Genomic DNA, 26969 nt, shown 5'->3' with positions numbered 1-26969 from the left:
GCGCAGGCCCTGCAGGTCCGGGCGCGGGTTCTGAAGGTCCGGGCGCAGGCCCTCCAGGTCCGGGCTCAGGCGCAGCTGATCCGGGACTCCGCCCAGTCGGCCAGGGCCACCGCTCCGAGCGGTCCCTCGGGCTCCACCACGAGCCGGATCGACGACTGGCCGCCGATCCCGACACTGACCGGCACGGCGGGGTCCCCGCCCTCCATCACGGGGGAGCGCCACAGCCGCGCCCCGTCCCCGTTGTGGACGGAGAAGCGGACCGCGCCGAGCCCCATCGACAGGTCGTCCACGCCGACCATCGCCTCGTAGCGGGTGCAGGGGCGGTTGAGCTGGATGGTGACGGAGGACCGGCCGTGCACGGTCACCCCGTGCGCGTACCGCCTGCCGTCGATCGCCACGTTCGAACGCTGCCAGATCCAGCTGCTCTGCCCCATCACCACTTCCGGCTCGGTGTGGTCGCCGAACAGGGAGTACGGCAGCTCGCTGACCTGGTAGACGGTCGGGGCGGGCGGCGGCGGGGGCGGCGGCTTCGGGCTCGGAGTGGGCTGCGGGGACGGCGGCGGGCTCGGCGCGGGGGGCGCGGGCTCCGGCGGTTCGGGGGAGGGGGTGGGCGTGGGCTCGGCGCGCGGCGGCGGGGTCGGGGCCGGCTCCTCGGGGGCCGGTGGCTCCGGTTCCGCGGGGTCCGGCTGCGGTTCCGCGGGGTCCGGCTGCGGTTCCGGGTCGGATGACGCGGGCGGTACGGGATCGGGGGCGGCCGGTGGCTCGGGTTCGGGTGCGGGCGGCTCCGGCGACGGGTCGGCGGGCGCCACCGCCGGGGGCTTGGCGACCGGCTCGGGCTCCGGCTTCGGCGCGTCGTCACCGACGAGCGCCCACACCAGACCGGCAGCGGCGGCCACGGCGACGGCGGCCGCGATCCCGGCCTTCGCGGGCGCGCCGAGCCCCTCGGAGGCGGCGGCGCCCCCGGCCGAACCTGCGGACGACCCTCCTGCGGCGCCCCCGGCAGCGCTTCCCGCGGTGCTTCCGGCTGCCGCTGATCCGGCGGCCGCACCCGAGGACGCGCCCCCGCCGGTCGCGGCGGCGGCGGCTCCGGCCCCGGCGGCGCCCATGGCCCCGCCCGCCACGACACCGGCCGCCTTGAGCGAGTACCCGGCGGCGAACCAGCCGATGACCGCGATCGGCAGCAGCGCCGGGATCCCGGCGTTCACATGCTGCAGCTCGCCCGCGGCCACCCGGCACTTCGCGCACTTGTCGAGATGCTTGCGCAGCCCGCGCTCGGCCCGCATCCGCAGCCCGCCCCGGGCGTAGGCGCCGAGCCGGTCCGCGTACTGCGCGCAGTCGCCCCCGGTGGTGAGCGCCTGGCTCACATGGGCCTGGAGATACGCCTGCTTGAGCCCTTCGCGGGCCCGGCTGGCCAGGACGGCGGTGGCGTTGGCGGTCAGGCCGAACAGCGGGGCGATCTCGCTGGGCGACTCCTCCTCCACCGTGGTGTGCCAGAGCACCGCCTGCCACCGCTCCGGCAGGCTCCGGAACGCCGCCATGGCCATCGACTGCTCGGCCTCGTGCATCGCCAGCACATCGGCGCCGAGGTCGAGGGTGTCGTCGTCGGACAGCTCCGAGGTGCGCGAGGCCTGCGCGGCGAACACCGCGAAGTCGTCGACCAGTTGCTCCCGCTTGGCGCTCCTGGTCCAGGCGGCGGCGACATGGCGGACGGCGGTCATCAGATAGGCCCGCACGGCCTCCTGCGGCCCCTTGCCGCCCCGTACGGCCTGGAGGGTGCGCGCGAACACCTCGGCGGTCAGGTCGTCGGCGGTGTGCCCGTCCCGGCAGCACGTACGGGCGTACCGGCGGACCGCGCCCGAGTGGCGCCGGAACAGCTCCTCGTAGGCGAGGTTGTCCCCGTCCCGCATGCCCTCGATCAACTGGGCGTCGGAGAGTCCGACATCGGGGGCCCCGCTGCGGCCCTCGCGCTGCGACGGCACCGCGTACGCGCCGATGTCCTCGCCGCCGCCACCGGCACCCGCGCCGGAGGGCTCGTCCCCGGCGACGGCCGGCCACGGCCCGGGCAGCACGGTCCCGCCCTCGGACTCACCGTCCGACGGACCGCGTCCCGCCTGGGCCGGCACCTGCCCGGAGGGCATCCCGTCGGCCTTCGTGCCCCTGCGCGCCGCTGCGATCTCGTCGAGCGGCTCTTCCTGCTGCTCGTTACCGCTCATCGCGCAAGCCCCCGTATACACCCTCGGACCCGAATATCGGCCAAGACTGCCACATGGCTCAATCGCGTTGGCTCCTCACTCCCGCCAACCACTCATCCGGGGCGTTTTCTCGAATGCGAGTGCAAAACGACCCTCTTTCGGGGAATGAATCCCCGCTGCTTCGCGCCGCCCACCCCTGCCGGGGGCCCCGACGGGGTGGGTACATGCGAACGTGCGGCCGAACGGGTGCCGGACGGTACGACGGTTGATTCCGCGCCCTCGCCGCCCGCTGAACGTTGTCTGCCGCCCCCGTGCACCGACCGCCCGCCCCCGAGAACCCATCGCCCGCCGCCGGAAGGCGACAGGGCGGGCGACAGGCGACGGCAGGGCGGCAGACGGCAAGCGGCGCTGACGTACGGACGCCGTCAGACCGCGGGCCGGGACCGCAGCCCCTCCAGCAGGATGTCCAGCAGCCGGGCCGAGGCCGCCGCCTGCTGGGCGGCGTCCGGCAGAGAGGGGGCGGCGGTGGCGATGACCAGCAGCACATCCGCCACCGTCACGTCACGGCGCAACTCGCCCGACTCCCTCGCCCGCTCCACCAGCCGGCCCACGACCTCCAGCAGCTCGGCCGCGCCCGAATCCTCACCGAGCCCGTCGAGCCCGTCGAGCCCGTCGAGCCCGTCCTCGGCACCCGTGCGCTGGCCGATGACCCGGAACTCCGCCTGGGCCACGCCCTGCCGCTGCTGCGGAACACGGGCCTCGTCGCCCGCGTCCCCCACCACCGACGGGGCCGCACCCGGCGAGACCTCCGCACCCGGCTCCTCCGCGTCGACCCCGACGCGCAGCACCTGCGGCGGCAGCAGCCTGCCGGCGCCCGACGCCACCGAGGTCCGCAGGAAGCGGGAGAGCGCCGACCAGGGCTCCTCCTCCTGCCCCAGAGCCGTACGCGCCTGCTCGGTCAGCCGGGAGGTTTCCTCCTCGGCTATCCGCCGCACCAGCACGTCCTTGCTGGGGAACCGCCGGTAGACGGTGCCCACCCCGACCCGGGCGCGGCGTGCCACGTCTTCCATCGGAGCGCCGTACCCCAGCTCGCCGAAGACCTCACGCGCGGCCCGCAGCACATGCTCCAGATTGCGCTGCGCGTCCACGCGCAGCGGAGCCGAACGCGGAAGACCTGCGGCTGAGGACGACGCCGCCCCGCCCGCCGGGGCACCACCGGCCCCGGAACCGTTCGTCGTCGGCCCGTTCACCGCCGTACCGGCCGCCGGAGCGCTACCGGTGGCGGCCGGGGCCGTCCCTGTCGCGGCGGCTCCGATCGCCGCCGCGCTCACCGCCGCCGCGGAACGCACCGCGTCGGCCGAACTCATGACACCGAGCGCACCCACGGAACCCAGACGTCCGTGGTCCGTGGACGTGTGCGTGCGCGCGGACTGCCCATGCGAATCCTGAATCTGCATAACTTCCCCCGGTTATGACGTCTCCCCCCGGAGACTTCCCCGCCGTGTCAGCCGGTGAGTGAGCACAACGAAATCCGCACCCGACTCCCGACGGGTTACGAACATAGTTGAGCCCGCGTCAATTCAGAAGGGGGTAGTTCCGTATGGTGCGCCCCCCGATCGGCGCAGAAGCGTACCGATCGCCCGCCCGCGCCCGTCCGTTCCTCCCCCGCAGCGCACCTGACCTGCACAGCTTCCCCACCGCCCGTCCGACAGGACCGGACCGTCCCGCGGGACCCTGCGGTCACACAATTTGCCGGGCCTGTGGACAAACCTCTGACTCCGTTGCGTCATGGGGTGGTGATGGCTCCAGATTCCCGGGGGACGACCCCCGGCACCAGGCCAGGTGTGCGCATTCTCGTCGTCGGCGGCGGCTACGTCGGGATGTACACGGCGCTGCGTCTCCAACGGAAGCTGAAGCAGAGACTCAGGAGCGGGGACGCCGAGATCGTGGTCGTCACGCCGGAGCCGTACATGACGTACCAGCCGTTCCTCCCCGAGGCGGCCGCCGGCTCGATCTCGCCGCGCCACGTCGTCGTACCGCTGCGCCGCGTCCTGGACCACTGCACGATCGTCATCGGTGAGGCCGAGCGCATCGACCACGCCAAGCGCACCGCGACCGTCACCACCCTGGCCACCGCGGAGGACGGCACCGGCGCCCTGGAGATCGGGTACGACGAGATCGTCATCGCCCCCGGATCCGTCTCGCGCACCCTGCCGATCCCCGGCCTCGCGGACTTCGGCATCGGTTTCAAGACGGTCGAGGAGGCCATCGGGCTGCGGAACCACGTCATCGAACAGATGGACATCGCGTCCGCCACCCGCGACCCCGCGATCCGCGACGCCGCGCTCACCTTCGTCTTCGTCGGCGGCGGTTACGCGGGCGTGGAGGCCCTGGCGGAGCTGGAGGACATGGCCCGCTACACCGCGCGGTACTACCACAACATCAAGCCCACGGACCTGCGTTGGATCCTGGTCGAGGCCTCCGACCGCATCCTCCCCGAGGTCGGTGAGGCCATGGGCCGGTACGCCGTCGGGGAACTGCGCGGCCGCAGCGTCGACGTACGCCTCGAAACGCGCCTGGAGACCTGCGAGGACCGGGTGGCCGTCCTGAGCGACGGCTCCCGCTTCCCCACCCGCACGCTCGTGTGGACCGCCGGCGTGAAACCGTCGCCGCTCCTGGCCGCCACCGACCTGCCCCTCACCGAACGCGGCCGGCTCCGCTGCACCGCCACCCTCGCCGTCGAGGGCATGCCGCACGCCTGGGCCGCGGGCGACGCCGCCGCCGTCCCCGACCTCACCGCCGCCGAGCCGGGCAGGGAGACCGCCCCCAACGCCCAGCACGCCGTCCGCCAGGCCAAGGTCCTCGCCGACAACGTCCTCGCGACGCTCGACGGCCGCCCGCTCACCGAGTACCGCCACACGTACGCGGGATCCGTCGCCTCCCTGGGCCTCCACAAGGGCGTCGCCCACGTCTACGGTCGCAAGCTCAAGGGCTACCCCGCCTGGCTGATGCACCGCACGTACCACCTCAGCCGGGTGCCCACGTTCAACCGGAAGGCGCGCGTCCTTGCCGAATGGACCCTGGCCGGACTCTTCAAACGGGAGATCGTCTCCCTCGGCTCGCTCGAACACCCCCGGGCCGAGTTCGAACTGGCGGCCGGAGGCGGCCCGGTGGCCCCCCAGCGCCCCGGCACCCTGCCCCGCCCCGCCACTTCCCCGGACCCTTCGACTCCATCGAGCCCTTCCACTCCACGGGGCGCCGGAACTCCACCAGCCGCCGGAACCTCACCGGGCGACGGAATCCGGCCGGGCGACAGCACCCCACCGGGCGACGGCATTTCACCGCCCCCCGGTACCGACGGACGGCCGGAGGACCCGCCGGGCGGACGGCCGCCCCGGACCCCCCGCTGACCAGCGGCCCGACCACGGCCTCACCGTCGGCGCGGGCCGTACGGTAGCCGGCAGGCCACCGTACGGACGCCACCAGGACGCCGTTCGGACCCCGCCCGGACGGCGATCGGACGGCAACTGTCAGTACGGTCGGTCACACTGGACGTGTGACCATAGGTGGGCTCACACCTGCACAGAGTGACCCGGCCGGCAGTGACCAACAGTGACCAGCAGCGACGCACCGAACCGACACACGAGGCCAGAAATTCCGTGAACTTCACGCGTTGGAGCGCCCGCCTTCCCGGAACGCAGCGTCGAGCCGCCGCGCGGGACGACCGCAGCCCCGTCCCCGCCGCCCGGGCCGAGTACGCCCAGGCGCAGGCCGCGGCCACCCTGCCGGACGGCACGCTTCCGGCAACCCCCGACACCGCCTCCGCGCCGACCGCCACGGGCCCCGCCCTGGACGACCTCTCGGCCCGCGAGATCCTCGGCCGACTCCCCGTGGCCGTGGCTCTGCTGCACGGCCCGGACCACCGCGTCGCCTACGTCAACGAGGCGTACGAGACGGCTTTCGGCCCCCGCCCCTGCGGCGCCCCCGCCGCCGAGACCCTGCCCGAGCTGGCCGAGCTGAGCGTGCTGCCCCTGCTCGACCAGGTCCTGCGCAGCGGCACCGCCCGTACGGTCAAGTCCCGCCGGACCGCCGGGGGCAGCTCGTACACGGTGACCTGCACCCCGGTGGCCCCCTGGGACAGCGGGGAAGCCACCGGCACCGAAAACCCCAAGACGGACGGCAGGACGGGCAGCAGGGGAGACGGAAGGAGCGAGGGCAAGGGCGAGGGCGGTGTCCTCGTCTACGCGGCCGACGTCACCGACCACGCCGAGGCGGCCGAGCGGCTGCGCACCAGCGAGCGCCGCCACCGCGAGACGGCCGTCACCCTCCAGCGCTCCCTGCTCCCGCAGGAGCTGGAGCAGCCCGACGACCTCCGTATCGCCGCCACCTACCAGCCCGGCGGCACCGACGCGGCCGTCGGCGGCGACTGGTACGACGTGATCACCCTCGGCGCCGGCCGCACCGCCCTGGTGATCGGCGACGTCATGGGCCGGGGTGTGCGGGCCGCCGCCGTGATGGGCCAGCTCCGCACCGCCGTCCGCGCCTACGCCCGGCTCGACCTCCCGCCGCAAGAGGTGATCCAACTGCTGGACGTCCTCGCCTCCGAGATCGACGCGACCCAGATCGCCACCTGCGTCTACGCCGTCCACGACCCGAACGAGGGACAGCTCGTCTACGCCTCCGCCGGCCACCTCCCGATCCTCGTCCGCGACGAGGACGGCACGGTCGAGCGGGCCGCCGACCCCACGGGACCCCCACTGGGCACCGGTGGCTGGATCCACACCTCGGGCACGATCGCGCTGCCGCCCGGCTCCACCGCGGTCCTCTACACCGACGGGCTGGTCGAGCGCCGCAGCGAGGACATCGACGAGGGCGTCGCGTCCCTCGCCCGCGCCCTCTCCGGCGCCAAGGGGTCGCCCCAGGTGGTCTGCGACCGGCTGATCCGCTCCCTCGGGGTGACCGCCGAGCACGACGACGACGTGGCGGTCCTGGTAGTCCAGCACCCCGCCCGTACGGGGGCCGACGCGGAGCTGTTCCACAACGCCGCGCTCGACCTCCTCGGCGGCATCGAGGCCGCCCCGCGCGCCCGCGCCTTCGCCACCGGGGTCCTGACCTCCTGGCGGTTCCCGGCCGAGCTGCGCGACCTCGGCGTCCTCGCCACCAGCGAGCTGGTGGCCAACTCGCTCCAGCACGGCACCCCGCCGATGTGCCTGGGACTGCGCCGCACGGACCGGCGGCTGATCATCGAGGTGACCGACGGCGACGACCACCTCCCGCGCCGCCGCCAGGCCGAACCGGCGGACGAGGCGGGACGCGGCATCGAGATCATCGCGTCGATCGCCACCTCATGGGGAAGCCGCCGCACCCCGGGCGGCGGCAAGGCGGTCTGGTGCGAGTTCGCCCTGCCCCGCTGAAGCGGGACAGGGCTTTTCGTGACTTCTCCTCCGGGAGCCGGGCTCAGCGCCCGGCAGCGGCGGACGTGGCGGCCGGCGCGGTGACCGACACGGCCCGGTCGGCCGCCCCCGCACCATCCGCCCCACCACCGTCGGGCAGCGACACGGCCACCACCCGCGAGGGCATGTCGGCGAGCGAAGGCTGATCCTGTACGGGGGTGAGCCGGCGCCCCAGCCGCAGCGCGAGCACCGTGATACCCAGCGAGAACAGCACGAACGTCACGATGTACGGGCCGTGCAGCGAGGCCCCCATCGGCCCGCCGACCGCCGGGCCGACCGCCAGCGCGAGCTGCTTGCAGAGGGCGAACGCCGAGTTGTACTGCCCGACCATCGACTCCGGCGCCAGATCCGCGACCAGCGGCGCCACGGTCGGCGAGAGCATCGCCTCGCCCAGCCCGAACAGCGCGTACGTCGAGATGAACGCGGCCGTCGCCATGGCCTGGCTGCCGTGCCCGAGCCCCGCGTACCCCGCCACGATCCAGGCGAAGGCCCAGATGAGACCGACCGCTGCGATGACCCGGCTGCGCCGCCGCCGCTCCACGAGCCGCAGGACGACGAACTGGGCGACGACGATGACCGCGGTGTTGGCGGCCAGCGCGAAGCCGAGCGTCGAGGGCTGGATCCCGGCGGCCTCGGTGCCGTACGCGGCGAGGCCCGACTCGAACTGCCCGTAGCAGGCGAAGAAGAGCACGAACCCGAGCACGCACAGCTGGACCATGGCCCGGTGCGAGAGCAGCGCCCGCATCCCGCCCTTGGCGGAGCCGTCACCCGGACGGGCCACGCCCAGAGAAGCCGTACGGGGCATCCGCACGGTCAGCGCCACGGCACCGAGGACCACGAACATCCCGGCCTCGATCAGGAACAGCATGGTGAAGCTGGCCGGACGGCTCACGTCCACCAGTTGACCGCCCACCAGCCCACCGAGCCCGAGGCCCAGGTTCTGCAGGAAGAACTGCATGGCGAAGGCGCGCGTACGGGTGGCGGTGCTGGAGCACCACACGAGCATCGTGGCCAGCGCCGGCTGCATCACGGCGGTACCCGCACCGAGGACCGCGGCCGACAGCACGGCGGCCGGCACGCTGCTCGCGTACCCCAGGGCCGCCGCGCCCACGGCGGCGAGACCGGAGGCCGCCACCAGCACGGGCAGGGGCCCCCGCCGGTCGATGGCCCGCCCGGTGAACGGCAGGACGGCCAGCGCTGCCATGGCGAAGACCGCCAGCACGACTCCCGCCGTACCGGCACCCAGATCCCGCACCTGCGCCACGTAGACGTACAGATACGGAACGGTGAACCCGAGCCCGAACGCGCTCAGCGCGCTGCCCAGCTGGATCCGCCGCAGCGCTGCGCCCATCTCCCTGGTCACACTCACCTACCTCAATGACTCGAACGAAACTCAGACTCGAAGACTTTAGCATTAAACTTAGAAGGTGAAAACTACAGTCTGAAGGACTTCAAGGGTGGTGGGGGCGTGCCATACTGCCCGCCATGTCCGAGAGCACCGAGGAGCCCGGTCCCGCCGAGCCGAGCCTCGACGAACAGATCGCCGCCTATCAGCGCGAGTTCCGCGATCTCGACCCCCAGGTCGAGCAGGTCGTCTCCGCACTGGGCCGCCTGAACCGCCGGATGAACGTCGCGTACGGGAGGCAGCTCGCCGCCCTCGGCATCAGCAACGCCGAGTGGGAGGTCCTCAAGACCCTCGTCCTGTCGGGCGCCCCCTACCGCCTCGGTCCGGGCGAACTGGCGAAGCGCCTCGGCCTCACCCCGGCCGCCATGACCCACCGCATCGACCGGATGGCCGGCGAGGGCCTGGTCACCCGGGACCGCGACGAGAACAACCGGGTCCGTGTCATCGTCGAGCTGACGGACGAGGGCCGCGCGAAGTGGCTCGAGGCGATGCGCATGGCGACCGACTTCGAGGAGGACCTCCTCCAGGACCTCTCCGGCGAGGAGCGCGGTCTCCTCGGCGAACTCCTGGTCCGCCTCCTGCGCCGGGTGGAACACGCCCAGCCGGACGCGGGCGGCCGCCTCACCGACCTGGACTGAGGCCGCCCCGGAGCGCAGGCCGGAAAACAGGCCCGCAGGCGGTTCCCGGGCAGGGTTGACACGGCCCCGCCCGATCCGTAAGGTTCTTCGGGTTGCCACGGAGCCGGAACGGTTCTGTGATGACACATCCCGCCGCACACGCGGCAACCAAACTTCAGCACGACCTCCCACTCGGGATGATTTCGGCATGCCGGAATTCATTTCGAAGGCCCGATTATGAGCCGCCGGGAGAATCCGCTAGAGTTTGAACGTCGGAACGGCCCAACAGCCGGGAGGACAAGCCCCACTGACTGGGAGTCAGGCCCGAAAGGATCTGATAGAGTCGGACTCGCCGGAAAGGGAAAAGCGCGAAAGCGAAGAACCCCGGAAAGCAAGTAGCAGGACCCGCTTCGACCGGGATCGGAAACTGGAAAGTCTCTGATAGAGTCGGAAACGCAAGACAGCAAGACACAAAAGAAGTAAACGAAGGGAAGCGCCCGGAGGGGCCCGGTGATACGGGACCGAAGGAAGCGTCCGTTCCTTGAGAACTCAACAGCGTGCCAAAAGTCAACGCCAGATATGTTGATACCCCGGCCTGCTTCGGCAGGTTGGTGGTTCCTTTGAAAAGTCCTACGGTCGCCATGTGCGGCGGTAGGCAATACACAGCGAGGACGCTGTGAACGACGGGTCTTATTCCGACCTTGTTGTTCCGCTCTCGTGATGTGTGCACCCGATTACGGGTAAACATTCACGGAGAGTTTGATCCTGGCTCAGGACGAACGCTGGCGGCGTGCTTAACACATGCAAGTCGAACGATGAAGCCGCTTCGGTGGTGGATTAGTGGCGAACGGGTGAGTAACACGTGGGCAATCTGCCCTTCACTCTGGGACAAGCCCTGGAAACGGGGTCTAATACCGGATAATACTCTGTTCCGCATGGAACGGGGTTGAAAGCTCCGGCGGTGAAGGATGAGCCCGCGGCCTATCAGCTTGTTGGTGGGGTAATGGCCTACCAAGGCGACGACGGGTAGCCGGCCTGAGAGGGCGACCGGCCACACTGGGACTGAGACACGGCCCAGACTCCTACGGGAGGCAGCAGTGGGGAATATTGCACAATGGGCGAAAGCCTGATGCAGCGACGCCGCGTGAGGGATGACGGCCTTCGGGTTGTAAACCTCTTTCAGCAGGGAAGAAGCGCAAGTGACGGTACCTGCAGAAGAAGCGCCGGCTAACTACGTGCCAGCAGCCGCGGTAATACGTAGGGCGCAAGCGTTGTCCGGAATTATTGGGCGTAAAGAGCTCGTAGGCGGCTTGTCACGTCGGATGTGAAAGCCCGGGGCTTAACCCCGGGTCTGCATTCGATACGGGCTAGCTAGAGTGTGGTAGGGGAGATCGGAATTCCTGGTGTAGCGGTGAAATGCGCAGATATCAGGAGGAACACCGGTGGCGAAGGCGGATCTCTGGGCCATTACTGACGCTGAGGAGCGAAAGCGTGGGGAGCGAACAGGATTAGATACCCTGGTAGTCCACGCCGTAAACGTTGGGAACTAGGTGTTGGCGACATTCCACGTCGTCGGTGCCGCAGCTAACGCATTAAGTTCCCCGCCTGGGGAGTACGGCCGCAAGGCTAAAACTCAAAGGAATTGACGGGGGCCCGCACAAGCAGCGGAGCATGTGGCTTAATTCGACGCAACGCGAAGAACCTTACCAAGGCTTGACATATACCGGAAAGCATCAGAGATGGTGCCCCCCTTGTGGTCGGTATACAGGTGGTGCATGGCTGTCGTCAGCTCGTGTCGTGAGATGTTGGGTTAAGTCCCGCAACGAGCGCAACCCTTGTTCTGTGTTGCCAGCATGCCTTTCGGGGTGATGGGGACTCACAGGAGACTGCCGGGGTCAACTCGGAGGAAGGTGGGGACGACGTCAAGTCATCATGCCCCTTATGTCTTGGGCTGCACACGTGCTACAATGGCCGGTACAATGAGCTGCGATGCCGTGAGGCGGAGCGAATCTCAAAAAGCCGGTCTCAGTTCGGATTGGGGTCTGCAACTCGACCCCATGAAGTCGGAGTTGCTAGTAATCGCAGATCAGCATTGCTGCGGTGAATACGTTCCCGGGCCTTGTACACACCGCCCGTCACGTCACGAAAGTCGGTAACACCCGAAGCCGGTGGCCCAACCCCTTGTGGGAGGGAGCTGTCGAAGGTGGGACTGGCGATTGGGACGAAGTCGTAACAAGGTAGCCGTACCGGAAGGTGCGGCTGGATCACCTCCTTTCTAAGGAGCACTTCTTACCAGGCTTCGGTTTGGTCAGAGGCCAGTACACCGGCGAGTGTTCGGTGCTGGTTGCTCATGGGTGGAACGTTGACTATTCGGCACGGTGGGCACGGTTTCGTTAGTACTGCTTCGGCGTGGAAAACGGGATCGGGTTGATCGTGTCGGGCACGTTGTTGGGTGTCTGAGGGTGCGGCCGTAAGGTTGTTCCTTCTGATCCGGCCCCAGTGAACTCGTCCTCAGGGACGGGGTGGTGGGTGGCTGGTCGTTGTTTGAGAACTGCACAGTGGACGCGAGCATCTGTGGCCAAGTTTTTAAGGGCGCACGGTGGATGCCTTGGCACCAGGAACCGATGAAGGACGTGGGAGGCCACGATAGTCCCCGGGGAGCTGTCAACCAAGCTTTGATCCGGGGGTTTCCGAATGGGGAAACCCGGCAGTCGTCATGGGCTGTCACCCGCTGCTGAACACATAGGCAGTGTGGAGGGAACGAGGGGAAGTGAAACATCTCAGTACCCTCAGGAAGAGAAAACAACCGTGATTCCGGGAGTAGTGGCGAGCGAAACTGGATGAGGCCAAACCGTATGCGTGTGATACCCGGCAGGGGTTGCGTATGCGGGGTTGTGGGAGTTCTCTTTTGCGGTCTGCCGGCCGTGAGACGAGTCAGAAACCGTTGATGTAGGCGAAGGACATGCGAAAGGTCCGGCGTAGAGGGTAAGACCCCCGTAGCTGAAACATTGACGGCTCGTTTGAGAATCACCCAAGTAGCACGGGGCCCGAGAAATCCCGTGTGAATCTGGCGGGACCACCCGCTAAGCCTAAATATTCCCTGGTGACCGATAGCGGATAGTACCGTGAGGGAATGGTGAAAAGTACCGCGGGAGCGGAGTGAAATAGTACCTGAAACCGTGTGCCTACAAGCCGTGGGAGCGTCGCTGGCAGCACTTGTGCTGTCAGTCGTGACTGCGTGCCTTTTGAAGAATGAGCCTGCGAGTTAGCGGTGTGTAGCGAGGTTAACCCGTGTGGGGAAGCCGTAGCGAAAGCGAGTCCGAACAGGGCGTTTGAGTTGCACGCTCTAGACCCGAAGCGGAGTGATCTAGCCATGGGCAGGTTGAAGCGGAGGTAAGACTTCGTGGAGGACCGAACCCACCAGGGTTGAAAACCTGGGGGATGACCTGTGGTTAGGGGTGAAAGGCCAATCAAACTCCGTGATAGCTGGTTCTCCCCGAAATGCATTTAGGTGCAGCGTCGTGTGTTTCTTGCCGGAGGTAGAGCACTGGATAGGCGATGGGCCCTACCGGGTTACTGACCTTAGCCAAACTCCGAATGCCGGTAAGTGAGAGCGCGGCAGTGAGACTGTGGGGGATAAGCTCCATGGTCGAGAGGGAAACAGCCCAGAGCATCGACTAAGGCCCCTAAGCGTACGCTAAGTGGGAAAGGATGTGGAGTCGCAGAGACAACCAGGAGGTTGGCTTAGAAGCAGCCACCCTTGAAAGAGTGCGTAATAGCTCACTGGTCAAGTGATTCCGCGCCGACAATGTAGCGGGGCTCAAGCGTACCGCCGAAGTCGTGTCATTCATACACATATCCTCAACGGGAGTATGGATGGGTAGGGGAGCGTCGTGTGCCGGGTGAAGCAGCCGCGGAAGCGAGTTGTGGACGGTTCACGAGTGAGAATGCAGGCATGAGTAGCGATACACACGTGAGAAACGTGTGCGCCGATTGACTAAGGGTTCCTGGGTCAAGCTGATCTGCCCAGGGTAAGTCGGGACCTAAGGCGAGGCCGACAGGCGTAGTCGATGGACAACCGGTTGATATTCCGGTACCCGCTTTGAAACGCCCAGTACTGAATCAGGCGATGCTAAGTCCGTGAAGCCGGCCCGATCTCTTCGGAGTTGAGGGTAGTGGTGGAGCCGATGAACCAGACTTGTAGTAGGTAAGCGATGGGGTGACGCAGGAAGGTAGTCCAGCCCGGGCGGTGGTTGTCCCGGGGTAAGGGTGTAGGACGCACGGTAGGTAAATCCGTCGTGCATATAAGTCTGAGACCTGATGCCGAGCCGATTGTGGTGAAGTGGATGATCCTATGCTGTCGAGAAAAGCCTCTAGCGAGTTTCATGGCGGCCCGTACCCTAAACCGACTCAGGTGGTCAGGTAGAGAATACCGAGGCGTTCGGGTGAACTATGGTTAAGGAACTCGGCAAAATGCCCCCGTAACTTCGGGAGAAGGGGGGCCACGCCTGGTGATCGGACTTGCTCCGTGAGCTGGGGGTGGCCGCAGAGACCAGCGAGAAGCGACTGTTTACTAAAAACACAGGTCCGTGCGAAGCCGTAAGGCGATGTATACGGACTGACGCCTGCCCGGTGCTGGAACGTTAAGGGGACCGGTTAGCTGCTCTTCGGGGTGGCGAAGCTGAGAACTTAAGCGCCAGTAAACGGCGGTGGTAACTATAACCATCCTAAGGTAGCGAAATTCCTTGTCGGGTAAGTTCCGACCTGCACGAATGGCGTAACGACTTCTCGACTGTCTCAACCATAGGCCCGGTGAAATTGCACTACGAGTAAAGATGCTCGTTTCGCGCAGCAGGACGGAAAGACCCCGGGACCTTTACTATAGTTTGATATTGGTGTTCGGTTCGGCTTGTGTAGGATAGGTGGGAGACTGTGAAGCGGCCACGCCAGTGGTTGTGGAGTCGTCGTTGAAATACCACTCTGGTCGTGCTGGATGTCTAACCTGGGTCCGTGATCCGGATCAGGGACAGTGTCTGATGGGTAGTTTAACTGGGGCGGTTGCCTCCTAAAGAGTAACGGAGGCGCCCAAAGGTTCCCTCAGCCTGGTTGGTAATCAGGTGTTGAGTGTAAGTGCACAAGGGAGCTTGACTGTGAGACCGACGGGTCGAGCAGGGACGAAAGTCGGGACTAGTGATCCGGCAGTGGCTTGTGGAAGCGCTGTCGCTCAACGGATAAAAGGTACCCCGGGGATAACAGGCTGATCTTCCCCAAGAGTCCATATCGACGGGATGGTTTGGCACCTCGATGTCGGCTCGTCGCATCCTGGGGCTGGAGTCGGTCCCAAGGGTTGGGCTGTTCGCCCATTAAAGCGGTACGCGAGCTGGGTTTAGAACGTCGTGAGACAGTTCGGTCCCTATCCGCTGTGCGCGTAGGAATATTGAGAAGGGCTGTCCCTAGTACGAGAGGACCGGGACGGACGAACCTCTGGTGTGCCAGTTGTTCTGCCAAGGGCATGGCTGGTTGGCTACGTTCGGAAAGGATAACCGCTGAAAGCATCTAAGCGGGAAGCCTGCTTCGAGATGAGTATTCCCACCTCCTTTGAGGGGTTAAGGCTCCCAGTAGACGACTGGGTTGATAGGCCAGATGTGGAAGCCCTGTGAGGGGTGGAGCTGACTGGTACTAATAGGCCGAGGGCTTGTCCTCAGTTGCTCGCGTCCACTGTGTTAGTTCTGAAATAACGAACAGCCGTGATTACACCCGGTGTTCAAATTTTCATAGTGTTTCGGTGGTCATTGCGTTAGGGAAACGCCCGGTTACATTCCGAACCCGGAAGCTAAGCCTTTCAGCGCCGATGGTACTGCAGGGGGGACCCTGTGGGAGAGTAGGACGCCGCCGAACAATTTTTGTGGGAAAGCCCCGCACCGTATGGTGCGGGGCTTTCCTGCGTTTCAGGGGAGAAATGCTATGACCGGTCACCTGCCCGCAGCCATGGTGATGCTCGGACCGGCCAGAGGCATGGAGCGGGCCGGAGCGCGGCCTGTGAGGCTCACTTACTCGGTTGAGGCGGGTGCGGGTCGGGGCGAGGATCGGGCCATGAGATACGTGATGCGTTCCGTGCGGGCCGATGAGTGGCCGCTCGCCAGGCAGCTGCGGCTGGAGGCCCTTCAGGACCCGGTGGCTCCCGTGGCGTTCCTGGATTCGTACGAGGCGGCGGTCGCGCGGCCGGATGCCTTCTGGCAGGACCGTACGGCGGCGGCTGCCGAGGGCGGGGACGTACGGCAGTTCGTCGCGGAGTCGCCCGAAGGGGAGTGGGTGGGCACGGTCACCGCGCTGGTCGAGCGCCCGGAGGACGATGTCCGTTTCGGGGAGGCTCCCGAGGTGGCCCAGGGGCATCTGGTGGGCGTCTTCGTCCGGCCCAGGGTGCGGGGGAGCGGGGTGGCCGACGCGTTGTTCCGGGTGGCCGTGGACTGGTGCTGGTCGCTGTCCGCGCCCCGGCTGGAGCGGGTGCGGCTGTATGTGCACGGGGACAACCCGCGGGCGGCGGCGTTCTACCGGCGGTTCGGATTCGTACCGTCCGGGCAGCGGATGGCGGTCCCGGGCGACGTGGGCGCCTGGGAACTGGAGTATGTGATGGAGCGTGGGCGGGGGTAGGGCTTCTCTCCTACGGGCCGCGGGCTGATCAGGCCGGGTGGCCTGATCCGGGGCGGGGGTGGGGGCGTGCAGGTGTTGTTGCCAGCGGGCCCGGCCTTGTTCGCGGGAGCGGAGGAGCGCGATCGTGGGCAGGCCCAAGTCCTGCCCCTTCGCCAGTAGTTCGGGGAGCTGGGGGAGCGGGGCCACGGCGGCGACGTCGTCCAGGACCAGCGTCATTGGTGGGTCGAGCCGACCGTCGGATGACCGTGCGGCCATGCGGCGGCCGTGCTCGACCACGTGCGAGGCCAGCGCGGTGAGGAGGGGCATCGCGCCGGGGCGGGTGCGGGGATCCTCGATGGGTTCACCGACCACATAGAGCGTTCCCCCCTCGCGGGCAAAAGATGCCAGCGCGGCCGAATCCGATCGATTTGCCGTGCAGGCCTCCCGGATGTGGACCGAGGAGAGGGCTGAGAAGGCCCGTACGTTCAACTCCTGGGCGATCTCACGCCGTTCCGGGTAGGCCGTGAGCGCGGACTCCAGCAGGCCGGCGAGTCCGGAGGCGGCCTTGGGGTGCGTACGGAGGAGGCGTACGGGTTCGTGGGCGGAGGCCCCCGAGGCCCAGCGGGCGACCTGGCGGAACGGGCGGCCGTCCACCGCTGCGGCGTGCAGCCAGCACTGGAGGAGCGTCTGGGCGGTGTCGGCCACCGCCGCGTCGATCCTGGCCTGCGGGCGGACCGGGGCGAGGAGGGCGGCGGCGCGTACGGCGGCGGTGTCGGGGTGCTCGCAGTCGGCGGTGGGCGGCCAGTGGAGGCGGGCCGGGGTGTCGCAGAGGTGGCCGGGGTCGTAGACGAGCACCGGGCCGAGCTTGGCGCGGGCGTCCTTCGTCTCGGCCCAGACCGTGGGGTCCGAGGTGACCACGAGGGCGGGGCCCTCGGCTTCCCGGACGGCCTGGACGACGGTGGGGCGCCGGTCGGGGGCGGGGGCGTAGACGAGGAGAGGCGTGCGGGGAGAGGGGAGTAGGAGGGCAGTTGGTGGGGGTGGCTGGGGTGGAGCCTCGGGGGTTGTCCGGCGTGTGTCCTGCTCGGCCGGGTGCGATGGTGGTTGTGGTCGGGGTGGCGTTTCGGGGGACTTGGTGAGTGGGGGCGGTGGGGTGAGCGGGTGCGGGGCCGGGGCCTCGTGCACGTTGTGGGGCACGTCGTTGGGCTGGTGGGACGCGTGGGGACTCTCGGGCGTGTGAGGGTTCTCGGGCTGGTGGGGTGTCCCGTACGAGCCGTACAGGCGCTCCTCGCGGCGTCGTTCCCGTACCACCCGCCAACGGGCCACGGACCCCAGCACGAACACCGTCAGCACGACCAGCACCATCAGCTCGCCGATGAAGAGGCCCCAGAACAGGCCGTAGCCGGAGAGCTGGGACGGGGGTGTGTGGGGCCAGGCGGCCGCGAGGTCCTGTGGGGCCGTGGCCAGTTCGCGCAGAGCCAGGGGGGTTCGGGTGAAGGTGACGTTGTCCGGCCAGGAGCCGTGGGTGAAGAGGCCGGCCAGGCCGGTGGCCGTCCAGGCGAGCAGGGTCGCCGCGAAGAGGAAGCCGATCAGCCCGAGCAGCAGACCGTCGGGGATGCCCCCGCCGCCGGATTCCTCCTGGCGGGGGCTGTGCCGGCGGGCCTGGTGGTGGCGGCCCCGCTCCGGGGTCGGGCCCTGTGCTGCTGGTCTGCGTGCCATGTCAGGCCACCGTGGACCGGGACGACTCGTTCAGCCGCTGCTGGTTCTCGATCCGGGCCGCCCGCTGCTCCGTCTCCAGCTCCGCGGCGCGGAGGTCGTCGGGGAGCAGGTCGTCCGGGTCCGCGGCCGAGCCCTCGGTCATGGCGCGGTCGGTGAAGACGAGGGGGCGTTCAGCTTCGGTGATCAGATGTTTGACGACCTGTACGTTGCCGTTGACGTCCCAGACCGCGATGCCGGGGGTGAGCGTCGGGATGATCTCGACGGCCCAGCGGGGCAGGCCGATAACCCGCCCGGTGGCTCTGGCCTCGTCCGTCTTCTGGGCGTAGATCGTGCGGGTGGAGGCCATCTTGAGGATGGCCGCCGCCTCCTTCGCCGCTGCTCCGTCCACGACGTCGCTGAGGTGGTGGACGACGGCGACGAACGAGAGGCCGAGCCGGCGTCCGAACTTCAGCAGGCGCTGGAAGAGCTGGGCGACGAAGGGCGAGTTGATGATGTGCCACGCCTCCTCGACCAGGAAGATGCGCTTCTTGCGGTCGGGCCGGATCCAGGTGTGCTCCAGCCAGACGCCGACGATTGCCATGAGGATCGGCATCGCGATCGAGTTGCGGTCGATGTGCGAGAGGTCGAAGACGATGAGGGGCGCGTCCAGGTCGATGCCGGCGGTGGTGGGGCCGTCGAACATGCCGCGCAGGTCACCGTCGACGAGCCGGTCCAGGACGAGGGCGACGTCCAGGCCCCAGGCCCGTACATCGTCTATGTCGACGTTCATCGCCTCGGCCGACTCGGGCTTGGGGTGGCGCAGTTGCTCCACGATGTCCATCAGGACCGGCTGGCGTTCGGTGATGGTCGCGGTGACGTAGGCGTGGGCGACCTTCAGCGCGAAGCCGGACCGCTCATCGAGCCCGTGGCCCATCGCGACTTCGATGATCGTACGGAGCAGGGCGAGCTGGCCGGTGGTGGTGATGGAGGGGTCGAGGGGGTTGAGGCGGATGCCGCCGTTGAGGGCGGCGGTCGGGTCCAGGCGGATGGGGGTTATCCCCAGCTCCTGGGCGATGAGATTCCATTCGCCGACGCCGTCCTCGCCCTGGGCGTCCAGGACGACGACCTGGCGGTCGCGGAAGCGGAGCTGGCGCAGGACGTAGGTCTTCTCCAGCGCCGACTTGCCGTTGCCGGACTCGCCGAGGACGAGCCAGTGGGGGGCGGGGAGCTGCTGCCCGTACAGCTGGAAGGGGTCGTAGATGTAGCCCTTGCCGCTGTAGACCTCGCGGCCGATGATCACGCCGGAGTCGCCGAGGCCGGGGGCGGCGGTGGGGAGGTAGACGGCCTGGGCCTGGCCCGTCGACGTACGGACGGGGAGCCGGGTCGTCTCCACCTTGCCGAAGAGGAAGGAGGTGAAGGCATCCGACAATGCGGACAGGGGGTCTCGCATGGCGTGGGCGCCCTCTCTTGTTGGGGTTCTTCCTGCGGGTGGGTGGCGGGGGTGACGGGACGGGACGTGGTGCCCGGGTCAGCGACGGATGCCGGTGGCGAACGGGAGGGTGTTCACGAAGGCGCGGTGGTGCTCGCGGTCGCACCACTCCAGCTTGAGATACGACTTGCCGGCCGAGGCGCGGATCGTCCGCTTGTCGCGGGCGAGGGCCTCGGGGGAACGGGACGACACCGTGATGTACCCCACCAGGTTGACCCCGGCCGCACCGCTGGCGAGATCTTCACCCCGCTGGTCGAGCCGGCCGTGGGCGGCGATGTCGCGGGGGTCGACGGTGCGGTTCATCTTGGCCTGGCGGCTGGCCTCGGCGTCGTCGTTGGTCTTCTCGGTGAGCATGCGCTCGATGGCGACCTCGGTGGGTTCGAGGTCCATGCAGACGGCGACGGTACGGATGACGTCGGGGGTGTGGACGAGGAGCGGGGCGAGGAAGTTGACGCCGACGGGGGTCATCGGCCACTCCTTCACCCAGGCCGTGGCGTGGCACCAGGGGGCGCGGGTGGTGGACTCGCGGGTCTTGGCCTGGAGGAACGTGGGCTCGACCGCGTCCAGTTCGGCGGGCCAGGCGTTGCGCTTGGTCATCGCCTGGATGTGGTCGATGGGGTGGTCGGGGTCGTACATGGAGTGCACGAGGGAGGCCAGGCGGCTCTGGCCGAGCGGCTGGCGGACCCGGATGTCGGCCTCGGCGAGGCGGGCGCAGATGTCGGTCAGCTCGCGGGCCATGACGATGGCGAGTCCGGCGTCGCGGTCGAGCCGGCGGCCGCTGTGGGGGCGGGCGGCGCGGGCGATGGCGTTGGCCTCGGCGGCGAGTTCGCGGCTGTAGTGCATGCAGGCGACGAGGTAGGCGCGGTGCTGCTCGCTGGAGGTGGAGACCATGGACTGGAGCTGGTCGTAGGAGTCCTGGAGCCAGCCGGGGGCGTGCTTGTCGCCGCGCTGGGCGACGTCCTTGGCGTGGGCGTCGGGGTCGGCGGGGAGGGTGCGGGCGAGCATCTGGAGGCGGGTGACGAAGCCGTCGCCGTTGGCCACGTGCTTGAGGAGGGTGCCGAACCGGTCGACCAGGGCCTCCTGGTCCTCGCTGTCGCGGAGGCCGACGCCGGGGCCCTCGATCTCGATGGCGGCGGTGACGGTGCGCCGGTCGGCGTGGAGGAGTACGGCGATCTCGTCGGGGCCGAAGGGGGCGGCGAGCCAGCTGATGCGGCCGATGCCGGGGGGCGGGCCGATCTCGACCTCGCGGCCGTCGGCGCGGACGCCCGCCTCCATGGCGCCGGAGCGGTAGGCGGTGCCGCGGCGCAGGGAGCGCTTGAAGCTGCGGTTGATCTCGAACCACTTGTAGAAGGTGCGGCCCTTGTACGGGACGTACACGACGGCGAGGGCCAGCATCGGGAAGCCGACGAGGCAGACGATGCGGAGGGAGAGGACGGGGACGAGGAGTCCGCTCATCATGCCGAGGAACGCGCCGGCGATGATCAGGGCGATCTCGCCGGACTCGCGGTTCTTGCCGACGATCGCGTTCGGCCGGGCGCGGCCGATGAGATACGTACGGCGGGGCGTCATCGTGTGGGACTGAGTCGTCAACGCCCTCCACCTCCTGTGCTCGAGTTACCTGTGCTGCCGGAGCCGCCTCCCCGGAAGGGGCGGCTGCTGTGGGGGGTCCCGGACGTGGGTGCGGACCCGCTGCGGGGCGAGGGTGCGGCGGAGGGGACAGATCCGCCGCCGACCCCGCCCCCGCCTCTTCCGGAGGTACGGGAGCTGTGTGCGGCGACGCCGCCGCTGGCCGGGTTGGCGGGGCGGGCGCCGCCTCCGCCGCCCTGCTCGGTGCGGCCGCTGTGGGTCTTGATGCCCTGGGAGACGAGGGCGGCGGGGGAGCTGATGAGGGCGGCGGCCTGGGCGCCGTCGGTGGCCTGCTTGCGGTTGGTGCGGGCGCCCTGGATCTCGTCGCCGAAGCCGGGGACGAAGCGGTAGATCATGGCGGAGGCGAAGATGGCGAGCAGGATGATGGCGAGGCCGGAGACGACGGCGGAGAAGGCGTCGGGGCCGTCGCCGGCGGAGAGCGCTCCGGCGAGACCGAGGACGATGACGATGACCGGCTTGACCATGATCACCGCGATCATGATGCCGGCCCAGCGGCGGACGTGGCCCCACATGTTCTTGTCGACGAGACCGGCGTAGACGACGATGCCGAGCAGGGCGCCGACGTAGAGCAGGGCGGCGCGGATGACCAGCTCCAGCCAGAGGATGCCGGCGGCGACGATCGAGACGAGCGAGACGACGATCAGCATGATCGGTCCGCCGCCGATGTCGGTGCCCTTCTTGAGGGCCTCGGCGAACGAGCCGAAGAACACGTCGGTCTGGCCTCCGGTGGAGGAGGCGATGACGTCGGTGACCCCGTCGGTGGCGGAGACGATCGTGTAGAGGATCAGCGGGGTGAAGGCGGAGGCGAGGACGGTGAGCCAGAGGAAGCCGACGGCCTCGGAGATCGCGGTGGTGAGGGGGACGCCGCGGATGGCCCGCTTGGCCACGGCGAGGAGCCAGAGGACGAGGGTGAGGACGGTGGAGGCCGCGAAGATGACGGCGTACTGCTGGAGGAACTTGGGGTTCGTGAAGTCGACGTTGGCCGTGGACTCGACGGCCTCGCTCAGCTTCCCCACGATCCAGGCGGCGGCGTCGGCGCAGCCTTGGGCGAGGGAGGTGAGGGGGTCGGCGGGGTTGTCGATGTCGGTGGGGGCGCGGGTGCTGGCGCCTTCGCCGTTCTCGCAGTAGTCGCGGGCGGGGCCGTGGATCAGGTCGCAGGGGTCGTTGCTGGCGCTCGGGCTCGGAGTGGGGGTCGGCGTCGGGGTCGGATCAGCCGCTGCCGGAGTGGCGAGAGCGGCTACGGACACGGGCACCGCTGCCGCCAGCGTGGCGGCGAAGGAAGCGACGCGCAGGCGTGGGCTACCGGGCATAGGTGAATCCTCCGAACCCATTGACCGCGTCAGCGATCTCGTCGGCGCTGGAGGCCCGGGTGTCGCCGCCCACCGGTGCGGGGCCGTCCTTCTGGGAGTGGGTGACGGCCTTCCAGTCGCCGTCGATCCATGCCAGCTCCATGGTGATGGTGAACCAGCCGTCGGTCACCGGCTTGGTCGAACCCTCACCGGCGAGTCCGATGAGCCCGGTGCACCAGACCTCGACGGTGGCCTCGTCCGCGGTGGCCTTGGTCACTTTGGTGCCGAGCGGCGCGGTGCGGGAGATGAAGGTGAAGCCCTCGGGGGTGGAGCCGTCTTCGTTGAGGCCGACGTTCTTGTAGAAGCGGGCGGAGTACGCCTTGTCGAGGGTGTCGCGGAACCGGCTGACCGAGGTGGGCGCGATGACGGCGTCGAGGATCTCGTCGCGCTTGGCCTTGTCGAACATCTCCGCGGAGCCCAGTGCCACCGCGTAGTTCGCCGCCGCGCTCTGGGCGCCCTGTTCGTCGTGGGCGAAGCCGGAGGCGATGGTGCCGTTCTTGCCCTGGACCGGCTTGGTGCCGGTGGGGGCGGTCGGGGCTGAACCCGCGGAGCCGGAGCTCTTCGACCCCGGGGAGGCGTTGTCGTCGTTGCTCGTGCCGCCCCGGTTGGCGAAGGCGATCGCGGCGATGAGGAGGACCACCACGCCGGTGATCGTGACGAGGGAGCGCGAGTTGCGGACGGGCCGGCGGGTGTGCGGGTGGCCCGCGTCGCCGTCCGGGAGGCGCGTACGGGTCTGGCGGGTGCCGCCGAGGGTGCTGTACGGATCGTCCGCGCGCCCGCCCTGGTCCATGCCGCGATAGTCGTGCTCGTCGCCGGGACTCATGCCGCGTTCGCTCCCTCGGTCGTGTGCGGTTCCGCGCATGACGACGGTAGCTGTGCTGGTTGCCGCGTGAGCGCGGTGGAGTGACTCGACATCAGGGAGACGCAACCTCAGCCGGTGGGCACGACGGACGGATGGTGGGGAGCGGGCGGGGACGGCCCGGTGCGGTCTGGCCGGCGGTGGGTCAGACAGCCATTCCGTACACGATGGTGAAGAGTGTGCCGAGCGAACCGATGATGAAGACGCCGGTCAGCCCTGCCACGATCAGGCCCTTGCCCTGCTCCGCGCTGAACGTGTCGCGCAGCGCGGTCGCCCCGATGCGCTGCTTCGCCGCGCCCCAGATCGCGATGCCGAGGCAGAGCAGGATGGCGATCGCCATCACCACCTCGATCATGATGCGCGCTTCGTTGCCCAGCGAGCCGAACGGACCCCAGTTGGGGGCGATTCCGCCGATGATGGTGGTGATGTCGCCCTTCTCTGCTGCCAGGATCATGTAAGTCACCGCCCCTGTTGGGTAGTTAGCTTCTCCGCGCCCGTGTGGCACGGGTCGCCTTCTATCTTCGCTGATGAAACCGCGCTCGCACGACGCCTTCCCGGTCTCTTTACCCGGATCTCGCACGTTCGACCGACATGGCCGCCCTGACCTGCGGCGCGTCCCGGTATTCACATGCATATGCCTGGTCACTCTGTGTATCACGCGGTGTGACCGCGAGCAACGACGGTGGCCATGGGTTCCCGGTGCGGTTGCAGCGTTCGTGGGGCACGGGGTGTTCGGATGCGCCGTTCGAGGGCGGCCGGTGCGCCGGTGAGCCGGGGCGATGCGCCGTCAGGGAGGGCGGGTGCAGGGGGTGCTGGGGCTGTCGCGTCCATCGTCCGGGTGAATCCCGTGTCCAAGCGGGGCGGCGAGAAGCCCCGTGATCGCGGCCTGTCCGTGCCAGTGTCCGTCTCTTCGCCCTGTGGGTGGGCGGCATGTCGACGATGCCGTGTTTGGGACAGTGCCGCTCCGTGATCGAGGAAGGGGCGAGTGGCGTGGGCGGGCTGGGGCCGGTGGGGCGGGCGGGGCAGTTGGGCGGTGAGCGGCCGTGGTGGTGGGGCGAGCCGCGTGGTGGGGAGGAGGGGGCTGGGGGAGGTCGCGGTGGTGGCGACCTTGAGCACAGTGATGGGCCGTGGTTGCGGGCTGCCGGGAGTACGGAGGGGCTGGTGGCGCACCTCGGTCCGGTGCGGGCCGAGTTGGGGCGGGCGCACGCCGGCCTGATGGCCGGGGCCGGAGAGTTGTCGGCGCTCGCCGAGCTGGGTGCCGTACGGGCGTCGTGGGAGCGGCGGATCGAGACCGCCCGCGATGAGTGCCGGAGCCTGGCCGGGAAGCTGCGGGCGGTGGCCGCCACTCAGTCCGCGGTGAACGAGACGGTCAAGGGGGCGTTCGACGGGGTGAGGGTCGCGGGTGGAGGCGCAGGGGCGGGGCCCGGTGCCGAGGCCGGGGCGGGTGCCGGCTCTGGTTCTGGTCGGGGTGAGGAACGGTGAGCGGGGTGGGTGGGGTGAGTGGAGCCGGTGGTGCGGGCGGGCTGGGGGTGGCGTTGACGTGGGCGCAGTTACGTGAGGTGAAGTGCGGAGAGTTGGAGGAGGCGGCCGAGGGGTGGGGCCGGGTCAGTAACCGTGCCGATGCCGCCCGGGACCGTATCGACACCCGGATCGTCAACGGCCTGGGTCGGACGCAGAAGGGTGAAGCGGCACGGGCGGCGGTCGGGCGGCTGCGGCGGCTGTCGGAGAACTTTCAGTACGTCTATACGGAGTGCGGGCTGCTCCGGACCACGCTGAACAGCCTGGCCCATGAGCTGAAGGCCCAGCAGCGGGTGCTCCAGGGGGCGCTCGACGACGCGGCGGCCCTGAAGTTCACAGTGCACCCGGACGGTTCGGTGACGTACCCGTCGGCGGGCGAGGGTCTGGTCGACGGGAAGCCGTTGGCGGGCGGCCGGGCGTCCGGGGTGCCCAACCCGGGCCTGGCCGGCCCCTCCGGGCTCGTCGCGCCCAACCCGAACGCCGCCCCGGCCCAGGACATCGCGGACCGGGTGGCCCGGGCCGTGCGGACGGCGGCCGACGTGGACTGGCGGTACGCGAGGATCCTCCGTGCGCTGAAGGCGGAGGGCGGCCTGGGCGTGGGGACGGCGACCTGGACGGATGCGGCGGGCGACGCGGCCGCGGTGCGGGAGGCGGCGAACGGGTACCTGGAACGGGGCATCCCGACGGACGCGTCCCCGGCCGAGCGCAAGGCGTGGTGGGCGGGGCTGACGGACGGACAGCGCGAGGAGTACCTCGCGGTGTACCCGGACCTCATCGGCAACCTGGACGGGATTCCGGCTCTGGTCCGGGACGCGGCGAACCGGGACAACCTCCAGCTGCTGATGGGGGAGCTGGCGGGGCGGGACGACGCGGACGCGGTGACGAAGCTGGCCGCGCTGCGGGAGATCGACCGGCAACTGCGGGCGGTGCCGAAGCCGGGGGAGCCGCCGATGTATCTGCTCGGCATCGGGGACGAGGGGAATGGGCGGGCGATCGTTTCGTACGGGAATCCGGATACGTCGAGGAATGTGGCTGCTTATGTTCCTGGGCTGAATACGTCGTTGGACGAGGAGTTCGCCAAGGGGGACCTCGGCCGGGCGCGTGACCTCGCCATTGCGTCGAATCGCTACGGCGATACCACTGCCGCCATCACCTGGCTCGGATACGACGCGCCGCAGTCACCGGACGGCCTGGGAAGTCTTGCTGTTGCGGGCGGCGGCAGGGCAGAGGAAGGCGGCCGTTCTTTCAGCGGTTTCATGGGCGGCCTCGCAGCGACCAACGAGCACGCGGACCCTCACATGACAGCCATCGGACACTCCTACGGTTCGCGGACTGTCGGCGCGGCAACGCAGAGGGAGGGCGGTATCCCTGGTGTGGACGACATCGTGTTCGTCGGGAGCCCTGGGGTCGGCGTCGACAGCGCTGATGACCTTGGAGTGGGCAGGGACCACGTCTTTGTGGGGGCGGCCTCCAATGACATCGTGACCAAGCTTCCTGCCAAGGAGCAGTTCGCTGTGGGAGCCGCTGAAATGCTGGTGGGTGGCCCCGCGGCCGCGTACTTCTTCGGCGACCTGGCCGACCCTGGGGACGATGACGTCTGGTTCGGTCGGGATCCCGCCAGCGAGTCGTTCGGGGCGAGGAGATTTGAGGTGGGGGATGGGCCACCTCTGGTCGGGAGGGGTGGGGTTTCGGTAGACGCACACTCTCAATATTTCGATCCTGTGGCCGATAAGGCTTCGGTGGACAACATGGCGCTGATCGCCGCAGGGCGGTCTCATATGGTCAGGACGGAAGAGCCGCGTTGAAAATCCGAGTGGGCCGGGCATTTGTGGCACTTTTCGTGGGGTCCTTACTTACGGGGTGCACTGGGATTCGGAGTGAAGGCATGGACATGCAGGTTGCTGCAGAACGAGCAGATCAGATTCTGGATGACGTTCTGCAGGAAATTAAACCGAGCGTTCGTTGGGTTCACGGGCCGACAACTACGGGAAGTTGCACCGTAACCAGGAGAAGGACGGTCATGACCGTCGTCTCTCCGGGGCGTAGAGGGAGCCTTTTGGGTGTTGTTGACCGGCATTGGAAGAGGGAAGGCTTCCGTTTGCGGCTGATCAATAG

General features: G+C 68.7%; 14 protein-coding genes, 3 rRNA genes and 1 pseudogene. 9 read left to right on the top strand and 9 right to left on the bottom strand.

The features are described 5' to 3' along the window. Nucleotides 1–65: 65 nt before the first annotated feature. Complete coding sequence (locus DJ476_RS15605; RefSeq protein ID WP_112490799.1) at nucleotides 66–2213, bottom strand: sigma-70 family RNA polymerase sigma factor; 2148 nt, start codon at nucleotides 2211–2213, stop codon at nucleotides 66–68. A gap of 404 nt (nucleotides 2214–2617) precedes the next feature. Beyond that, nucleotides 2618–3577: a TetR/AcrR family transcriptional regulator gene (locus DJ476_RS15600; protein ID WP_181006669.1), complete on the bottom strand. Its 960-nt coding sequence runs from the start codon at nucleotides 3575–3577 to the stop codon at nucleotides 2618–2620. A 414-nt stretch (nucleotides 3578–3991) separates the two neighbouring features. Here DJ476_RS15600 and DJ476_RS15595 point away from each other — a divergent pair, with 414 nt between their 5' ends. Then, entirely contained in the window at nucleotides 3992–5602 is a 1611-nt protein-coding gene (locus tag DJ476_RS15595) for an NAD(P)/FAD-dependent oxidoreductase (RefSeq protein WP_241565767.1), read from the top strand. Between the two features lie 249 nt (nucleotides 5603–5851). Beyond that, entirely contained in the window at nucleotides 5852–7606 is a 1755-nt protein-coding gene (locus DJ476_RS15590; RefSeq protein ID WP_112490798.1) for an ATP-binding SpoIIE family protein phosphatase, read from the top strand. A gap of 43 nt (nucleotides 7607–7649) precedes the next feature. Here the strand turns inward: DJ476_RS15590 and DJ476_RS15585 are convergent, their stop codons facing one another. Then, nucleotides 7650–8996 (bottom strand): MFS transporter, encoded by a 1347-nt coding sequence (locus DJ476_RS15585; RefSeq protein ID WP_112490797.1) that lies wholly within the window; start codon nucleotides 8994–8996, stop codon nucleotides 7650–7652. 134 nt (nucleotides 8997–9130) lie between these two features. On the opposite strand from DJ476_RS15585, the gene DJ476_RS15580 reads away from it, so the two are divergent. The 5 genes from DJ476_RS15580 to DJ476_RS15555 all read left to right on the top strand — a co-directional run bounded on the left by DJ476_RS15580 (nucleotide 9131) and on the right by DJ476_RS15555 (nucleotide 16318). Continuing rightward, on the top strand, nucleotides 9131–9688 hold the full coding sequence (locus tag DJ476_RS15580; protein ID WP_070200594.1) for a MarR family winged helix-turn-helix transcriptional regulator: 558 nt from the start codon (nucleotides 9131–9133) through the stop codon (nucleotides 9686–9688). A gap of 726 nt (nucleotides 9689–10414) precedes the next feature. Continuing rightward, nucleotides 10415–11942, top strand: a 16S ribosomal RNA gene (locus DJ476_RS15570). Nucleotides 11943–12243: 301 nt separating this feature from the next. Next, nucleotides 12244–15370: ribosomal RNA gene (locus DJ476_RS15565) — 23S ribosomal RNA — on the top strand. A 78-nt stretch (nucleotides 15371–15448) separates the two neighbouring features. After that, nucleotides 15449–15565, top strand: a 5S ribosomal RNA gene (gene rrf / locus DJ476_RS15560). Together the 16S, 23S and 5S rRNA genes form the textbook arrangement of a ribosomal RNA operon. A 195-nt stretch (nucleotides 15566–15760) precedes the next feature. Next, nucleotides 15761–16318, top strand: coding sequence for a GNAT family N-acetyltransferase (locus DJ476_RS15555; protein ID WP_112492529.1), 558 nt, complete (start codon nucleotides 15761–15763; stop codon nucleotides 16316–16318). 54 nt (nucleotides 16319–16372) lie between these two features. On the opposite strand, the pseudogene DJ476_RS35595 reads toward DJ476_RS15555, so the two are convergent. The 6 genes and pseudogenes from DJ476_RS35595 to DJ476_RS15525 all read right to left on the bottom strand — a co-directional run. Then, nucleotides 16373–18013 (bottom strand): annotated as a pseudogene (locus tag DJ476_RS35595) (type IV secretory system conjugative DNA transfer family protein); the annotation flags it as partial. 1 nt (nucleotide 18014) lies between these two features. Beyond that, complete coding sequence (locus DJ476_RS15545) at nucleotides 18015–19442, bottom strand: ATP-binding protein (protein WP_103420613.1); 1428 nt, start codon at nucleotides 19440–19442, stop codon at nucleotides 18015–18017. A gap of 78 nt (nucleotides 19443–19520) precedes the next feature. After that, a complete protein-coding gene (locus DJ476_RS15540) occupies nucleotides 19521–21071 on the bottom strand; it encodes an SCO6880 family protein (RefSeq protein WP_026237962.1) in 1551 nt (516 codons plus the stop codon). Continuing rightward, nucleotides 21068–22438, bottom strand: coding sequence for a hypothetical protein (locus DJ476_RS15535; protein ID WP_181006637.1), 1371 nt, complete (start codon nucleotides 22436–22438; stop codon nucleotides 21068–21070). The genes DJ476_RS15540 and DJ476_RS15535 overlap by 4 nt, the downstream gene beginning before the upstream one ends. Continuing rightward, nucleotides 22428–23300, bottom strand: coding sequence for a hypothetical protein (locus DJ476_RS15530; protein WP_112490796.1), 873 nt, complete (start codon nucleotides 23298–23300; stop codon nucleotides 22428–22430). The genes DJ476_RS15535 and DJ476_RS15530 overlap by 11 nt, the downstream gene beginning before the upstream one ends. A 181-nt stretch (nucleotides 23301–23481) precedes the next feature. Then, a complete protein-coding gene (locus DJ476_RS15525; RefSeq protein ID WP_018490423.1) occupies nucleotides 23482–23790 on the bottom strand; it encodes a hypothetical protein in 309 nt (102 codons plus the stop codon). A 707-nt stretch (nucleotides 23791–24497) separates the two neighbouring features. On the opposite strand from DJ476_RS15525, the gene DJ476_RS35590 reads away from it, so the two are divergent. Both DJ476_RS35590 and DJ476_RS15515 read left to right on the top strand, forming a co-directional pair. After that, the gene (locus DJ476_RS35590) at nucleotides 24498–24818 is read left to right on the top strand and encodes a hypothetical protein (RefSeq protein ID WP_318294705.1); all 321 of its coding nucleotides are present in this window, start codon (nucleotides 24498–24500) and stop codon (nucleotides 24816–24818) included. A gap of 47 nt (nucleotides 24819–24865) precedes the next feature. Further along, nucleotides 24866–26659 carry an alpha/beta hydrolase gene (locus DJ476_RS15515; RefSeq protein WP_318294704.1) on the top strand — a complete coding sequence of 598 codons (1794 nt, stop codon included), beginning with the start codon at nucleotides 24866–24868 and terminating at the stop codon, nucleotides 26657–26659. The last annotated feature ends 310 nt before the right edge of the window (nucleotides 26660–26969 follow it).

The organism is Streptomyces bacillaris (assembly GCF_003268675.1).
Taxonomy (GTDB): Bacteria; Actinomycetota; Actinomycetes; order Streptomycetales; family Streptomycetaceae; genus Streptomyces; species Streptomyces bacillaris.
This window is presented reverse-complemented; position numbering and strand designations above follow the sequence as displayed.

Bases quoted from the DNA above. Each gene is read 5' to 3' on its own strand.
- DJ476_RS15530 (WP_112490796.1), bottom strand. From the start codon at position 23,300: ATGAGTCCCGGCGACGAGCACGACTATCGCGGCATGGACCAGGGCGGG.
- DJ476_RS15605 (WP_112490799.1), bottom strand. From the start codon at position 2,213: ATGAGCGGTAACGAGCAGCAGGAAGAGCCGCTCGACGAGATCGCAGCG.
- DJ476_RS15555 (WP_112492529.1), top strand. From the start codon at position 15,761: ATGAGATACGTGATGCGTTCCGTGCGGGCCGATGAGTGGCCGCTCGCC.
- DJ476_RS15535 (WP_181006637.1), bottom strand. From the start codon at position 22,438: ATGCCCGGTAGCCCACGCCTGCGCGTCGCTTCCTTCGCCGCCACGCTG.
- DJ476_RS15585 (WP_112490797.1), bottom strand. From the start codon at position 8,996: ATGGGCGCAGCGCTGCGGCGGATCCAGCTGGGCAGCGCGCTGAGCGCG.
- DJ476_RS15580 (WP_070200594.1), top strand. From the start codon at position 9,131: ATGTCCGAGAGCACCGAGGAGCCCGGTCCCGCCGAGCCGAGCCTCGAC.
- DJ476_RS15525 (WP_018490423.1), bottom strand. From the start codon at position 23,790: ATGATCCTGGCAGCAGAGAAGGGCGACATCACCACCATCATCGGCGGA.
- DJ476_RS15545 (WP_103420613.1), bottom strand. From the start codon at position 19,442: ATGCGAGACCCCCTGTCCGCATTGTCGGATGCCTTCACCTCCTTCCTC.
- DJ476_RS15595 (WP_241565767.1), top strand. From the start codon at position 3,992: ATGGCTCCAGATTCCCGGGGGACGACCCCCGGCACCAGGCCAGGTGTG.